Source organism: Streptomyces sp. S.PB5 (assembly GCF_030403745.1).
Taxonomy (GTDB): Bacteria; Actinomycetota; Actinomycetes; order Streptomycetales; family Streptomycetaceae; genus Streptomyces.
On sequence record NZ_JAQMWP010000011.1, the window covers coordinates 1 to 13,738 of the forward strand.

Below are 13,738 nucleotides of genomic sequence, written 5' to 3' on the forward strand. Positions count from 1 at the left end.
TCGCGGAACTCCGCGTTGTAGATGCGTTTCCTGGATCCCACGACCCTCAACTATCCCTCCGGTCACGGTCTCCACGCTACGAGGGGAGGCTCAGCAGAAGAGCTTGTCTGGCTGGTTGCTCGCTTCCTGGATGAACTCCCGCCACTGGGCAATGCCCTCAGCGGTGGTCGTGGAGCCCCGATGGTCTCTGATCCACGCCTCGTCGATCCCGGCCTCTTTGTTGGGGTATGTCTGGAGCCAGGCCTTCAGCTGGATCTGGCTGATCGCGGCGGCGTCACCGGTGTGGGGTGATTCGATCAGGTGAGTCATGGACCTCTGCCTCTCTTCGGACGGGACCAGGAGTGGGCCCTTCGAGCATCCAGCAGCCGTGAAAGATCGATTGGAGGGGGGAGCTGACAACCTAGGCTCGTCGGTTGTTGTCAGCGAACGTCTTCCGATCAGAGCTTCCAGTCGCGCCGGGTTGCCAGCCAGCGCATAGTGACCTCGCCGCACCACGTCTGGTGCTGGCGAATGTGGGGCGACCAGTCCGCCGGGGGCTGTGCGCCGGAGACGATGAAGAAGCCCGCGAGGGCGGCCAGAGCCGCGTCGAGCTGCTCGCCGTCGACTCCGTGGGCGGTGGGGTGCTCTGCGAAGAGAGTGGTGGCGTCGTGGCCGTCGGCGTGTGCGGTGGCCAGGAGTAGTACGAGGTCAAACCAACTCGCGGCGAGGCAGGGCCAGTTCCAGTCACAGATCCAGGCAGCGCCTCCCGTGTCGATCAGGACGTTGTCCTGACGTAGGTCATGGTGGAGGACTGCATTGCCGGCTACGGCCTGTCGCCAGTGGGATTCCAGTTCGGCCAGGGCGTCGAGCCTGTCGGTCGGCACCCATTCCGGCAGGATGCTCGGGCTGGTGGCGCCGCCGGCGAGGTTACGCCAGTCCGCGAAGTCAGTGCCGTCACCAATTGCCTTGAGCCCGACCTTCTGGAGTGCCGCCGAGGGGGCGGAGAGCACCTCGGCCTTGATCGTGCAGGCGTCGAGGGTCGAGGCAAGCTCGTCGGGCTTCCAGGGAGCGGCGGGCATGCGTCCGCCATCGACCGCGTCGAAGCCAAGGACGATCCATCCGTCTTCCGTCTCCTCGGTCCACCGCAGGCGGGGGGCCGGAACCTGGATCGGCAGGGCCTGGTTGATCAATGCCTCGCGCTGGTAGCAGTCGGCGATCACCGCGTTGTCGTTGGCGTTGACCGCCTTGACGAACTCGGGCTCGCCAGCTCCACGGAGCACGGCGGCGAAGCCGCTGGTGAACCCGCTTCCGGCGCTCGGCCCTGCGTCCACCACACCACCCAGGCGTCGCGAGATAAGCCTGCGGATGTGCTGCGGAAGATCGTCCCAGCGTGGGCGCACGGCCGTGGCGCTGTACTGAAGGCGCGGGGTGATGATGTTCGGCATTCGGCCAGGGTGAGGGAAGTACGTGGGTCTGCGCGACGGATTTCTGACGCGCATCTGGCAAGGTCCACCCGGTGGTGGCTGGTGCGCGTCGCCCAAGTCCTGGCTCCGCATTCTGAGGTGCCGGGTCAGGAGACTGCCTGGAGAGGTAGGGTCGGCGCGGCCTGAGGAAGAAGCATCGGCCCTGCGAGGTCGGCGGGTGCGTCCAGGCCGTCCAGGAGCACGATGATCCGGTCGATGTTGGTGAGGCGCCGCTGCCCGGACTCCAGCATCGACAGGAAGGGCTGGCTCAGCCTCGTCATGAGGGCCATGTCCTCCTGACGGAGGTGGCCGCGTTCTCGTACCAGTTGGCAGAGCCTGCCGAAGTTCCGCTGAAGTAGGGCGTCTTTAACGTCTTGGTGGGTCCAAACCTCGGCGGGGACAGAGGGGTGCGCTGGCAGAGCCGCTGTCCTGCTGCGGTTGCAGCCGGAACAGACGGTGTCGCTGTTGTACCGGCTCAGGCGGCACCGGCATGTCGTGCACCGGCGATGACCCCACGTTGTTGCAGTTACCTCGGTGGTTCGCGGCCCCGACACTGTGATCGTCTCCCTTGCCGAGTGTTCAACTTTGGCTCCGGCCAGTGCACTGCCGGTGTGGGTCCCATCACATCTGCGATCGGTGTCGCGGAGTATCACTGGTGCTTGGTGAAGGTGCTCATCATCGGGCGACGTGACTTTTCAACATCCGCTTACACATGGGTTCGCTCGGGGCAGACTTAGAGTCCCGATCATGGCGAGTAGTGGGCAGGCGGTAGGCGTGGCGAAGAGGCGTGCGGGGTGGCGTCCGGACCAGCTTCGCGCCATGCGCGAAGCACATGGCCTGACGCTTGAGGGTGCCGGTGAGCGGCTACGTGAAGTGGCGCGCGCTGCCGGGCTCACGGTGCCGGCGGCGAATTTTCAGACGCTGTGGCAGCACGAGCAGGGCGAGGTCTACCCAGGCCCTCACTACCGCCGGGCCTACTGCCTTCTCTACCGGTCCACCGAGCCCGAGTTGGGGTTCCGGAAGGCGCTGCCGGGTGAGCAGACGCAGCTGAAGCTCACGCCGGCAGAGGTGGAGCCACTCGGTGACCATGTCCTGGCCGTCGAGCGCGCGGTGCTGCAGATCGCTCCGGGGGACGGCGCCAACAGCAACGGTCAGGAAGTTCAGCAGCGGATCATTGATGCGTGGAAGCGTCGTCACACTGGCGGCGACCCGAATCGGCCCACGCTTTTGATGGTGGGGGGATTCGCCGGAAGCGGGAAGTCGGAGTTCTCGCGGTTCATTTCACGGCTCACCGGGTGGCCGGTCCTCGACAAAGACCCCATCACCCGTCCGCTCGTTGAGCGTCTGCTGGTCGAGATGGGAAGCGACCCGAATGACCGCCACTCCGCGGTGTATCGGGAGAAGGTGCGGCCCCTGGAGTACCAGTGCTTGCTGGAGACCGCCTACGCCAACGTCGACTGTTCGATCAGCACGGTGCTCACCGCGCCGTTTGTCGCTGAAGTGAGCGACGAACGGTGGATGCGCCGGCTGATGAACCGCTGCGAGGCGCGGGGCGTGACCGTGGCGGTCATCTGGATCCAGTGCGACCTGGAGACCATGCACGAGTACATCAGCTTCCGCTCAGCAGCCCGCGACAGCTGGAAATTGCAGAACTGGGACGAATACGCCTCGACAGTGGATCCGAAACTACGGCCAGCAGTACCGCACTTGGTGGTCGACAATCGCCTCGGCGCGGCAATATCCCTGACCGATCAGGTTCGGCAAATCTTCGGGACGGTGTTCGCATGAACCAGGGAATCCTGCTGTACGGTCCACCCGCGTCCGGGAAGGACACGATCACCGCGGCACTGCGCGAACTCAACCACGCCTATGGCGCATTCGAGCGTTTGAAGATCGGTAGTGGCCGTACCCGTGGCTATCGGATGGGCTCCGTCGATCAGCTCACCGAGCTTGAGGAGCGCGGGGACGTCGTCTACCGCAATGACAGGTACGGCAACATCTACCTCGTGGATCGTCCGGGCCTTGCCCTGGCTATGCAGGACGGGTCCATTCCCATCCTGCATCTCGGGCAGGTTGCGGGCCTTGAGGCGGTGGTGGACGGATTCCCTGCCTCGTGGACCAGTGTGTTGCTGTGGTGTTCGCGGGAGAGCACCGAGGTCCGTTCCAAAGGGCGTGGTGACAGCGACACTGAGGCCCGTCTGGCCGCCTGGGACGCTACGGTCAAGGACATCGAGGCCAGGCTGGGGTTCACTTGGGACCTGCGGCTCGACACCGACTCCGTTTCCCCCGCAGAGGCGGCGCAAGAGATTGATCTTCTGATTCGCCGAGGCATTTGACCGCGGGCGAACTACGGGAGCCCCTACGGTTCCTCGCGCTCCCCACACGCGTGGTCGGCGTGCAGGAGCGAGAGTGCCTCGGCGATGGTGAGCTCGCGCTCTCGCGCCTCCGACCACCGGCTGAGGACTTGGCTGGCTGCGCGCATCAGGTCATCCGGCAGCCCGGCCTCCCGCAACAGGGCTGCTGCATCGTCGAGTTCCGGGCCCCAGCGCCAGGCGCGGGATGCTGTCTTGGGAATGTAGGCGGTCTCCGTCAGGTAGCTGCCGCCCCGTTTCCCGGCGATCTCGAGGAGTTCGTCGGCAACGCCGCTGGCATCGGCGACGCCGTAAGCGAGCGCCGCCAGGACGCGGGAGGCCTTCTGGTAGCTCGAGTACGCCAGCTTCAGAGCGGAGGCCGTTCCCACCTCGGCGCCCAACACTTTGGTCCTCACGTCAGTCCCGCTGAACAGTTCCGTTGCTTGCGCGCAACCGTGGGGGTCTCCGGACAGATACAACGTGGGCTGCTTGCCGCTCACCGGCGGGGAGCCGACCACCGCACCGTCGACGACAACAGCGCCGGGAAGCAGTTCTGCGATGGTCCTGACACGGCGTGGCGTGATCGCATTCGCTTCGATGTACATCTGGCCGTCGAACCCGCAGGCAGCCACCTGCTGTGCGACATCCACCGCGGCAGCAGGCGGGCACAGGGACAGCAGCACATCGGCGCGCTCCACCAGCTGCCCGAGGTTCTGTACGCCTTCGAGGCCGGCGTTCTCGGCCCGGGCCCGGGACCCGTTGCTGCGACCGTCCGTGCACCACAGCACCCGCACGTTGTGCCTGCGTAGTTGGGTACCAAAGGCGGCGCCCATGCTGCCGGGGTGCAGGAGCCCAACCGTGATCACTGGCGATCCCATCACGATGTCCTCAGCGTGCCGTGGTGAGCAGGAGCTCGATTGCTTGGCGTACATCATCGGTGACGTGATCCGGCGCTTTGTCTCCTCCGGGCCAGGGCCTGCTTCCGCTGATCCAGATGGTGCGCAGTCCTGCCGCTTCGCCGCCACGGATATCGGTATCCACACCGTCGCCCACCATCCAGCCGCCGAGCGTGAGATCGGCTCCGCAAGCGGCAGCTGCCTTCTCGAAGATCGCGATCCCCGGCTTCCGTTCGCCTACTTCCTCAGAGGTGCACACCGCATCAACGTGGTCAGCGATCCCCGACATGGTCGCTTTGGCAGTCTGGATCTCGGTCCCGCCGTTCGTGGCAACGACGACCTTCCAGCCGACGCGTCGGAGCATGGACAGGCTCTCGAGCACATGAGCGGGGCAGGTGACCGAGCGAGCCATGTACGCGGAATAGTCGTGCCAGAGCTTCTGGGGGGCGGGCTCAAGGTCATGTTCTGAGCGGATCGTCTTGAAGGTGTCGGGGCAAGCGCGCTCGCGCAGCAGCTGGAGCAGGCGGTCCTGAGCATGCTCATCCAGGGCGTACTGCGCGCAGAAGGTGGTGATCCAATCCGTCAAGGGACCTTGCCGATCAAGGAGTGTGTTGTCGAGATCGAAGATGACCAGCCGCTGCATGGAAGCAGACCCTACGGGACCCATGGGAAGTCGAGACAGGCAAGCGTGCCGCACGGTCTCCGGAGTATCGGCCCTTGTTCACCAAGCCTCGCCCAGCGAGGGCAGCCCGTCAGCCAGGAAATGGTGAGGACACAGCCAGTCTCAGCGCGTGCGCACCCTGCCGAGCCACTCGGGGCGACACGCTCGACACGGCTACTGGGCGTGTCCTGATTGGTGGAGCATACGGCCGATGCGTCAGGCTTTGATGCCATGACGCTCTTCTATGTGGTGCAGCATGCGGAGAAGGTGCAGCAGCCCGGTGATCAACGGCTCACCGCGCTCGGCCGATCTCAGGCTGCTCGGACTGCTCAATGGCTCAGCTCGCTTGGTCTGCGTGCGGTAGTGAGCAGCCCCTTGCGGCGCGCTCGGGAAACAGCGGAAGCAGTTGTCGCTGAGACTGGGCTCGAACTCCAGGTAGATCCCCGACTGCGGGAACGAGCGAATTGGGAGGAGGGCCAGTCCTTCGAGGAGTTCATGGCCGACTGGGCCAAGTCCGTGCGGGACCGCGACTACGTGCCGCGGAACGGCGTCTCCTCACGCGAGGCTGGCGGCCAGTTCCGTGCGTTTCTCCTCGACTACGCCTCCAAGCCGGGGCCGATCGCGGTGACCACGCATGGTGGCGTCACTGTGGACCTGCTGCGGACGCTGCTCGGCGATGAGGCAGTGACGTCAGAGTTGCTGGACGAGGGAGTTCCCTCCTGCGCGGTCACCACGTTGGAGGACCTGGAGGTCATCGACATCGCGTCGACGAAGCATCTGGAATAGGGACGCTCGCTGGGCACGGGATGCGGCTCGGGAAGTCGCTCAGGCACCCAGGTCTGCCGCCTCCCGTGCCGGCTGCCTGACTTTGCGCTACGCCCAGCCCCGTTCCCCAGGACAGCTGGTGGTGCGCTTGGGAAGTTTGAGGATGGCCGTCGTTTCGCTCAGCGCCGCAGCTTGGCGCCTTCACCGCCCGGCCACGTAGCCAGGAGCACAAGCACTGCTCGGCAATCCTCGAGGAGAACATAGCGGTCGCGATCTACCCAGGCGACGGAATGACGCACAGATGCGCACGGACGACGATCCGACCAGCGAAGCCCTGTCGACTCGAAGGGTCGCCACCGACGACAGGCCCCGCACGACGGCAGTTCGCAGCGCGGCCAGCCAGCGGACCTCTGCCACCAAGCACCGCTTCCTGGAGCGATGTTTACGCCGTGACAGCAGCAGGCACGGGCGGGGCATGGACATATCACAGCGGTGATGTGCTCAATCTTCGCCCGTGGGTCACGCTTGGCATCCGATCGGTGACAGCTCATAGGTATCCCGTCGTCGTGACAAGGGTGGGCTCATGCAGACAGCAGTCGGGGCGATCCAGCGGCTTGTAGCGAAGTGGACCGCGACCATCGAGGCACACCGCCATCTCAACAAAGAACCGATTCCTCCTCTCTCGCTGGAGTGGTCCTGTGAGCCCGCCTGGGAGCCTTGGACCGCGGCGCGACAGATTGAGACTGTTCCTTTTGCGCGCAGGCCAATCCGCGACGTAGCTCAGGGCCCTATCTCGACGACCAGTTACCCGCTGACATGAGTAGGGCCATGAATGTACTCGGAGTATCTGCATACTTCCACGACAGCGCCGCCTGCCTGATCCGCGATGGCGAAATCGTCGCAGCTGCCCAGGAGGAGGCCTTCACACGGCGCAAGCACGACCAGTCTTTCCCTGCACAAGCTGCGCAGTGGTGCCTGCAGTCCGCCGGCATCGATTGGTCAGATATCGACTGGTTCGCCTACTACGAGTTGCCGTTGCTCAAGATGCGCAGGGTATTGGCATCAGCAGCAGCAACCGGACAGCAGGATCTGATTCGCGGAACGGACCTCTGGGCACAACTCAACGTCAGCAGCAGGCGCGATGTCGGGGCGATGTTCCCTCCAGGCCGGCGCTCTGGACGTGTGCTCGCGGTGGAACATCATCTGTCTCATGCAGCCTCTGCGTTCTTCCCGAGCCCTTTCGATGAGGCCGCGGTCGTGACCATTGATGGCGTCGGTGAGTACACGACGACATCGGTGAGTCTTGGACGGGATCACACGCTCACGCCCCTGCGACGGCAGGCGTTTCCTCACTCCCTGGGTCTGTTCTACTCAGCTTTCACTCACTATTGCGGTTTTCGCGTGAACAGCGGCGAGTACAAGCTGATGGGCCTCGCCCCATACGGCACGCCGCGCTACAGCGCACTGATCGAAGACCGCATCATCCGGATAGGCCAGGATGGCGCATTCCGGCTGAATATGGACTACTTCGACTTCTTGAGCCCTTCCTCCCAGCGGTTGTCAGCGAATCGGCTTGAAGACCTGCTGGGCCGTCCCCGCCGCTCTGAAGAGACCGATCTCGACGAGTTCTATGCCGATGTTGCAGCGTCGGCGCAGGCCACCTTCGAGAAGGCGGTCGTTCGAATCACTCGCTACGCGCGATCTACGACAGGAGCAAAGAACCTGTGCCTGGCTGGCGGTGGTGCGCTCAACTGCGTTGCGAACGGCAAGATTCAGGCCGAGAGCGGCTTTGAAGGGATCTGGGTTCAGCCAGCGGCAAGCGATGCAGGCGGATCTCTCGGCGCTGCTTCGTACGTTTGGCACCAGCGGCTGGCGAACCGACGTCGCCCCGCGGGGAAGGACGCCATGCAAGGTTCGCTCCTCGGCCCGTCATTCGACAACGGGACCATCCGCAGCTACCTCGACAGCATTGGTGCCGAGTACAGCCAGGTCGATGAAGATGATCTGGTCCGCACTGCAGCCGAGCTGCTTGCCGAGGGGAAGATCATCGCTTGGTTCCAGGGAAGGCAGGAGTTTGGCCCGCGGGCGCTCGGTAGTCGTTCCATCCTCGGAGATCCGAGATCGCCGAATCTGCAGCGGCATCTCAATCTGGCAGTGAAGAACCGGGAATCGTTCCGGCCGTTCGCACCCGCAGTACCTGTTGAGGATGCGAAGGACTACTTCGACACTCCGGCCGACTCGCCGTACATGCTGTTCGTAGCACCCGTCAGGAAGGACCTTCGGTTGCCGGTGTCCAGCGCAGGCGAGAATGTCAGGCCCGAGGAGCGTGTTGGACAGATTCGCAGCACTCTGCCGGCCATCACTCATGTTGACCATTCGGCGCGCCTTCAGACAGTCGACCGCGCCACCCATCCATTGTTTTGGGACCTGCTTCGCGCCTTCGGAGACATAACAGGAACCCCAGTGCTAGTGAACACATCGTTCAACGTTAGGGGCGAACCCATAGTTTGCACCCCCGAAGATGCCATGAAGACGTTTCTACGCACAGAGATTGACTATCTGTGCATGGGAAACAACATTCTGGATCGCCAGAAGCAGTCGGCCGTCAACATCACCATCTCCCCTGTCTCGGACCTGGACTGAGTGACGCAGCATGAGGCCTCTCGACATGTACTATCAGGCGCTCTCACTCATAGCACCCCGCACACCCATGGTGCGCTCAAGGGCCCTGAATAACGCACTGCACGGGATTCCTTACACGCGTCTCAGAAAGCCGCGTCTGGGAATGTTCCAGCCGGACTCCATACTTGGCTGGTCGCACGTTGAGGGAGCTGAGGCGATCCACCCCTCCTTCGAGTTTCGCGCACGATACAAAATCGACGGGGCCGGCAGGCGTGAAACTGGCTACCGCGGTGAATCGGCAGATCTTGCGGTCCTGGGCTGCTCTTGGACTTTCGGGCACGGGGTCAACGACAATGACACTTTCGCCGCTCGAATGTTCAGACAACGGGGTATACCTGTTCACAATTACGCATGCATGGGCTATGGGCCCACTCAAGCCTATCTCCAGCTACTCCATCGAGTGGACCTGATGCGGGTCCTGGCGAACGATGGCGTCGTTGCATACTTTTGGGTCCCGGACCAACTCATGCGAGCTTGGCGCCGATCGGAGTGGATCGCCCTGAATTCATGGGTAAACCCACACGGGCCCAGCCACCCTGTGTTTGATCTAGACGGTCAAGGGCTCCGCCATGTTGGACTCGTTGGGCAAGAAGGAGCCAGAGTCGACCCGCCACTTCTGCCGGGGGTTGTCGAGCGGACAGAGTGGCAAGTAACCGTCCTCCTCATTAGGGCAATGCATGAACTAGTCACAGCGACTGGGCGCCATTTCATAGTGGTGGTACCACCTCTTCCTGACCGGAAGTACGACCGGGCCACTGGACAGAAGCTGGCCGCACTGTTGGCGGCGAGCAGAGTTCCCTGCATAGATATGAGCCGCGAGGGAAATCCCAGGCGTAGCGACAGCAATACAATGTTCTACCGGTTCGACGAGCACCCAACTGCTACTTGGCATGCGATTGTCGCCGATTCCCTGGCGAAGGTAATCCTCAAAGACCCCGCTGTACGAGAGAGCTGAGGCAAGGACCCATGATGAACTCATCGACTGTCATCAATCTTGAGCCGGCACGTCGCCTGGTGGACCGGCACTTGGCCCACGAGGCTCCGTTCGAAGTCGCCATCGACTCTCTGAACCTCACCATCTTCCCTGGAGTGTTCTGCCCTGCGTACACCAAGACCAGCGCGTTCCTCGCGAAGCACGTTCGGGTTGCCCCGGGTGAGACTGTCCTCGATGTCTTCAGCGGATCCGGCTACCAGGGGTTGCTGACCGCGGGAGCCGCCGCCAAGGTGGTTTGCGTCGACACTTCCCCCGAGGCGGTCCGCTGCGTGATGGCCAACGCCGAGAGCCAGCAGGTGTCTGACAGGGTTACTGCCCTGGTGGGCGACCTCTTTGACCCGGTGACCGAGCGGTATGACGTCGTCATCGCGAACCCCCCACTTCTACCTGGCGTTCCGGCCAACGCAATTGAAGCCGCGATCTTTGACCCCGATCTCATTCACTCCAAGCGGTTCCTTGAGCAGGTCGGTGACCACCTGACTGCCCAAGGACGGGCCTACCTGATCGCCACCGATGCTCACAAGGACATGGGGATCCTCGACGTCATCGCCTACAGCGAGGCGTGCGGTCTCAACGCATCGGCCATCGCCCACCTGCCGCTTCCGTACGAGACCTACACCGTCTATCGGATCAACTCGCCGAGGTCTCACTGATGGCGCGCATCGTTGCCACAGCCGAGAACTTCGCCTTCGGTCCCGCCGGCAAGCTCGTCACCGTTGCGGAGAGGCTTTCACAGCAGGGCCACCAGCTCACATTCGTCGGGTATGGCACAGCCTTCCAACTTGCCAGGCGTTCGAGCTTTTGGGAGGACGTCGTGGAGCGAGATACCGACGGGGAGAACTTCAGCCGGTACTGCGAAGGTTCTCTTCGTGACTACGACCTCTTACTCTCGTGCGTAGATCGCTCGAGCGCCATAGAAGGCAAGAGACTGGACGTGCCCGTCGTCTGGCTCGATCCCCTCTCCTGGTGGTGGGATGAGCTGCCGGACTGGGTCTCCGATCTCGACCTGCGGATCACGCAGCGGAGCATTGGTTCAGAGCCGGCAGGCTACGCGTCTCAACAGCGCAGCAACCACGTCGTTGTGGGGCCAATCGTCGAGTCGATTCCTCGCCTGGAAACCGCGCCGAGCACCACTGATCTGCTCGTCAACTTTGGCGGCGGAGAAGCAGCAGGCTGGTACGAGTTGGGCAAGGACAGCAACTATCCCCTCGTCGTAGTTGAAGCCCTGCATTCACACGTCGATATGACGAGATTCAGCTCGGTCACCATCGCTGGTGGCGAACGGTTTGTGTCCGAATGTAGGCGACGGTGGCCTGACGGCCCGTACTCATTCGAGTGTCTAGGGCATCAGGAGTTCCTGGAACGACTTTCATCTTCCTGCGCCTTCCTCACCGTGCCAGGGCTTGAAGCTCCCTTGGAGGCATGGTCTGCCGACATCCCCACGCTCTTTCTGCCCCCTTCCAATAGCAGTCAGTACGTCCAACTCGACGAGTACCGAAGGCTGGGGATTGCTGCCGCGAGCATCCACCTGCGGGATCACCTTCCTGGGATGGACCTGATGCGACTCCCGCTACGGGATCGCACAGCACGCTTCCTGGAGCAGCTGAGTCGTTTTGAAGGCGACTCGGACCTCCGGCAGTCGTGGGGCAAGCAACTCCAGGCATTGCTGAACGACACAACAATATGGCCTCAGTTGGTAAGGGATGGCCACGCATTCATCGACATGCTCGGCCGGACTGGACTTCATGACTGCGTCGCGGCCATCGAAGCTCTACTACGCCGGAAGGGGGCCTGAGCCATGCGTGTATTCCTAGCAGGCATCATCCAGGGTGCTCGTACGGATGACGGGATACATCACCAGGGGTACCGCAAGGAGATCCGTGATGCTGTATCGGCTGCCTACCCAGAGGCCCAGTTCGTCGATCCTCACGAGGAGAACCTCGGCCGACTGGAGTGGTCGCGAGATCTCCAACGAGAGATGTTCCTCCGCTACGTGAGGGAGGCAGGACGCTGCGATGTTCTCGTCGCCTGGCTCCCCGAGCCCAGCATGGGGACATCGGTCGAGATGTACGAGGCCTATCGCATGGGGGTACCGGTAATCACGATCAGCCCCATGGCGGGAACATGGGCAGTCTTCTCGCTCGCCACTCGGACCCTTCCGGATCTCGAGGCGTTCTCGACATTTGTTCGCAGTTCTGAATTCGCTGGGTTGATTCTCTCTCCCGAAGCAATTGAAAGCTCAGAGGCGGGTGGCGCGCATGAATGAAATCATTAACGACCGAGCGGACTGGCAGTGGAATGTCAACTCCTGGTCGAAGCAGGACAGCCCCGCTGCTGCGATCAATCACTTCCTGGCGCGTCAACACACACGAGCAACTGAACACTCTGACCGCCCCTTCGCATGGCTGTGCTACGGGCAGCGGGGTGATGCGACCGCGGTGGCCGCCTACCGTGCATGCCGTGACTCGATGGGGGACGACGGGCTGTTCGAAGCAGTACTCAAAGCTCACGGCCGCCGAAGGGCAGACCTTGAGGAAGCCGCGGTGCATCTGGAGTGGCAGGCGCACAACCACCCCCTCTCCCTGACGACAGCCTGGGAGGCCTGGCAGGCCGGCACTGGGGACGCCGTCGAGGCCATGTTCCACATACTGCATGGCCAGAGCCACAATGGGAGTGCATGTCAGCTATACCGGGCGTGCTTCGACGAGAACCTTGCTGCGTTCTTCGAAGCGGTCCACTTCCACGTGGCGCAGCTCGAGGTGGGTGGACACGACCATCCCTATCTCCACGGAGCGACACCGGACGCTTCGGTCCTGCGCGATCAGGTACCGACAGCCTTGGACAATCACACGAGTCAAGGGGGCCGTTGAGTGCGGAACTCACCGCGGGTAGATGTCATCGTCCCGTACGGGCACTCACCGAACCAGCCCGAGCGGCAGGCGAATCTCCAACAGGTCCTTGAGAGCCTGCAGAACGACCTTGAATACGAGAACTTCCGTGTAATCCTGGCCGAGTTGGGGCCCAGGGAGACTCAACGAGCTCTGGCTCGCAGCCTTGGGGCCGACTACGTCTTCACTAACTCGGATGAGGAGTTCTCCCCAGGCCGGGCGATGAATGCGGGCTTCCTCAGCCGGCAGCAGCCAGCTGATCTGGTGTACTTCCACCAGGCTGACTTCCTCGTTGCCCGGGACGTGCTTGACCGTGCGGTGCAGGTGAAGCTGCGGCTGGAGTGTCCGTTCGTCTACCCCTACTGGGGAGAAGTGCATCTCTCTCGGATTGTGAGTGAGGCGGTGCGCCGCGCCGTGGTGCAGCCAGGACAACTCTTCGACGTCCTTCAGCGGTGCGTCGCAGATCGACGCGCCGCTGAAGGATCTGAACAGGCGGCTTCTGACGCGTACGACGAGGTCACCCTCAGCAATGACGAGTTGGAATCCCTCGTCGCCGTACTCCCGGCTGGGCTCCGACGAGAGATCACCGAGGCCGACCAACTCCGGTTGTGGGGGGCGGATGACCGCTCGTACGCGCCCTACCGCTGGCGCCCAGAAGAGACTCTCGCCGCCCGGCTCTGTCGGATCAGCGGGGGGCCGCGTGCCAGTGCCGCCTATCTCTGCTCCGATGCCGCGTTCCGCCAAGCCGGCGGGGTGCCGGAACTTCCTGGATGGGGATACGAGGATCTCATCTTCTGGCACACGGTCCAGGCCTTCCACCCCTATTCGGGCGATCGAAGGGGAATCTCATTCAAAGAGAGTGCCGTCACGATAGATTACCCGCTTATTCATCTATGGCACCCCGTCAGTGGACGCCCCGACTATTACGCCGCAACAGCGAAAAACGAGCGAATATTCCACGAGTTCCGCTCCCTCGCCGCTCACGAACAACGCGCCGGCGTGAGAGCGTTGCCGCCTCGCGACTAGAAGCCGAGTGCACGCCAAGCAACGGAGCCGGGG

General features: G+C 63.1%; 14 protein-coding genes. 9 read left to right on the forward strand and 5 right to left on the reverse strand.

Annotated elements, in window-relative coordinates:
• Positions 1-90 precede the first annotated feature (90 nt).
• The 3 genes from PH203_RS27720 to PH203_RS27730 form a co-directional block, all read right to left on the reverse strand.
• Positions 91-309: a hypothetical protein gene (locus PH203_RS27720; protein ID WP_289923247.1), complete on the reverse strand. Its 219-nt coding sequence runs from the start codon at positions 307-309 to the stop codon at positions 91-93.
• 128 nt (positions 310-437) lie between these two features.
• Complete coding sequence (locus tag PH203_RS27725) at positions 438-1,424, reverse strand: phosphotransferase (RefSeq protein ID WP_289923248.1); 987 nt, start codon at positions 1,422-1,424, stop codon at positions 438-440.
• Positions 1,425-1,549: 125 nt separating this feature from the next.
• On the reverse strand, positions 1,550-1,768 hold the full coding sequence (locus PH203_RS27730) for a helix-turn-helix transcriptional regulator (RefSeq protein WP_354671272.1): 219 nt from the start codon (positions 1,766-1,768) through the stop codon (positions 1,550-1,552).
• Positions 1,769-2,189: 421 nt separating this feature from the next.
• Here PH203_RS27730 and PH203_RS27735 point away from each other — a divergent pair, with 421 nt between their 5' ends.
• Together PH203_RS27735 and PH203_RS27740 are read left to right on the forward strand one after the other, a co-directional pair.
• Entirely contained in the window at positions 2,190-3,230 is a 1,041-nt protein-coding gene (locus tag PH203_RS27735) for an AAA family ATPase (RefSeq protein WP_289923250.1), read from the forward strand.
• Positions 3,227-3,778 carry a guanylate kinase gene (locus PH203_RS27740; RefSeq protein WP_289923251.1) on the forward strand — a complete coding sequence of 184 codons (552 nt, stop codon included), beginning with the start codon at positions 3,227-3,229 and terminating at the stop codon, positions 3,776-3,778. The genes PH203_RS27735 and PH203_RS27740 overlap by 4 nt, the downstream gene beginning before the upstream one ends.
• A gap of 23 nt (positions 3,779-3,801) precedes the next feature.
• Here PH203_RS27740 and PH203_RS27745 read toward each other — a convergent pair whose 3' ends face one another.
• A complete protein-coding gene (locus tag PH203_RS27745) occupies positions 3,802-4,728 on the reverse strand; it encodes a DUF1932 domain-containing protein (RefSeq protein ID WP_354671266.1) in 927 nt (308 codons plus the stop codon).
• Positions 4,682-5,332, reverse strand: a complete 651-nt coding sequence (locus PH203_RS27750) for an HAD family hydrolase (RefSeq protein WP_289923252.1) — start codon at positions 5,330-5,332, stop codon at positions 4,682-4,684. Before PH203_RS27750 ends, PH203_RS27745 begins: the two co-directional genes overlap by 47 nt.
• Before the next feature lie 249 nt (positions 5,333-5,581).
• On the opposite strand from PH203_RS27750, the gene PH203_RS27755 reads away from it, so the two are divergent.
• From PH203_RS27755 to PH203_RS27785, 7 genes are all read left to right on the forward strand, one after another.
• Positions 5,582-6,136: a histidine phosphatase family protein gene (locus tag PH203_RS27755; protein WP_289923253.1), complete on the forward strand. Its 555-nt coding sequence runs from the start codon at positions 5,582-5,584 to the stop codon at positions 6,134-6,136.
• Positions 6,137-6,943: 807 nt separating this feature from the next.
• The gene (locus PH203_RS27760) at positions 6,944-8,758 is read left to right on the forward strand and encodes a carbamoyltransferase (RefSeq protein WP_289923254.1); all 1,815 of its coding nucleotides are present in this window, start codon (positions 6,944-6,946) and stop codon (positions 8,756-8,758) included.
• Positions 8,759-9,763: 1,005 nt separating this feature from the next.
• The gene (locus PH203_RS27765) at positions 9,764-10,444 is read left to right on the forward strand and encodes a methyltransferase (RefSeq protein WP_289923255.1); all 681 of its coding nucleotides are present in this window, start codon (positions 9,764-9,766) and stop codon (positions 10,442-10,444) included.
• Complete coding sequence (locus tag PH203_RS27770) at positions 10,444-11,586, forward strand: hypothetical protein (protein ID WP_289923256.1); 1,143 nt, start codon at positions 10,444-10,446, stop codon at positions 11,584-11,586. The genes PH203_RS27765 and PH203_RS27770 overlap by 1 nt, the downstream gene beginning before the upstream one ends.
• Before the next feature lie 3 nt (positions 11,587-11,589).
• Positions 11,590-12,057 carry a hypothetical protein gene (locus PH203_RS27775; protein WP_289923257.1) on the forward strand — a complete coding sequence of 156 codons (468 nt, stop codon included), beginning with the start codon at positions 11,590-11,592 and terminating at the stop codon, positions 12,055-12,057.
• Positions 12,050-12,661: a hypothetical protein gene (locus PH203_RS27780; RefSeq protein WP_289923258.1), complete on the forward strand. Its 612-nt coding sequence runs from the start codon at positions 12,050-12,052 to the stop codon at positions 12,659-12,661. The genes PH203_RS27775 and PH203_RS27780 overlap by 8 nt, the downstream gene beginning before the upstream one ends.
• Positions 12,662-13,705 carry a hypothetical protein gene (locus PH203_RS27785; RefSeq protein WP_289923259.1) on the forward strand — a complete coding sequence of 348 codons (1,044 nt, stop codon included), beginning with the start codon at positions 12,662-12,664 and terminating at the stop codon, positions 13,703-13,705.
• The last annotated feature ends 33 nt before the right edge of the window (positions 13,706-13,738 follow it).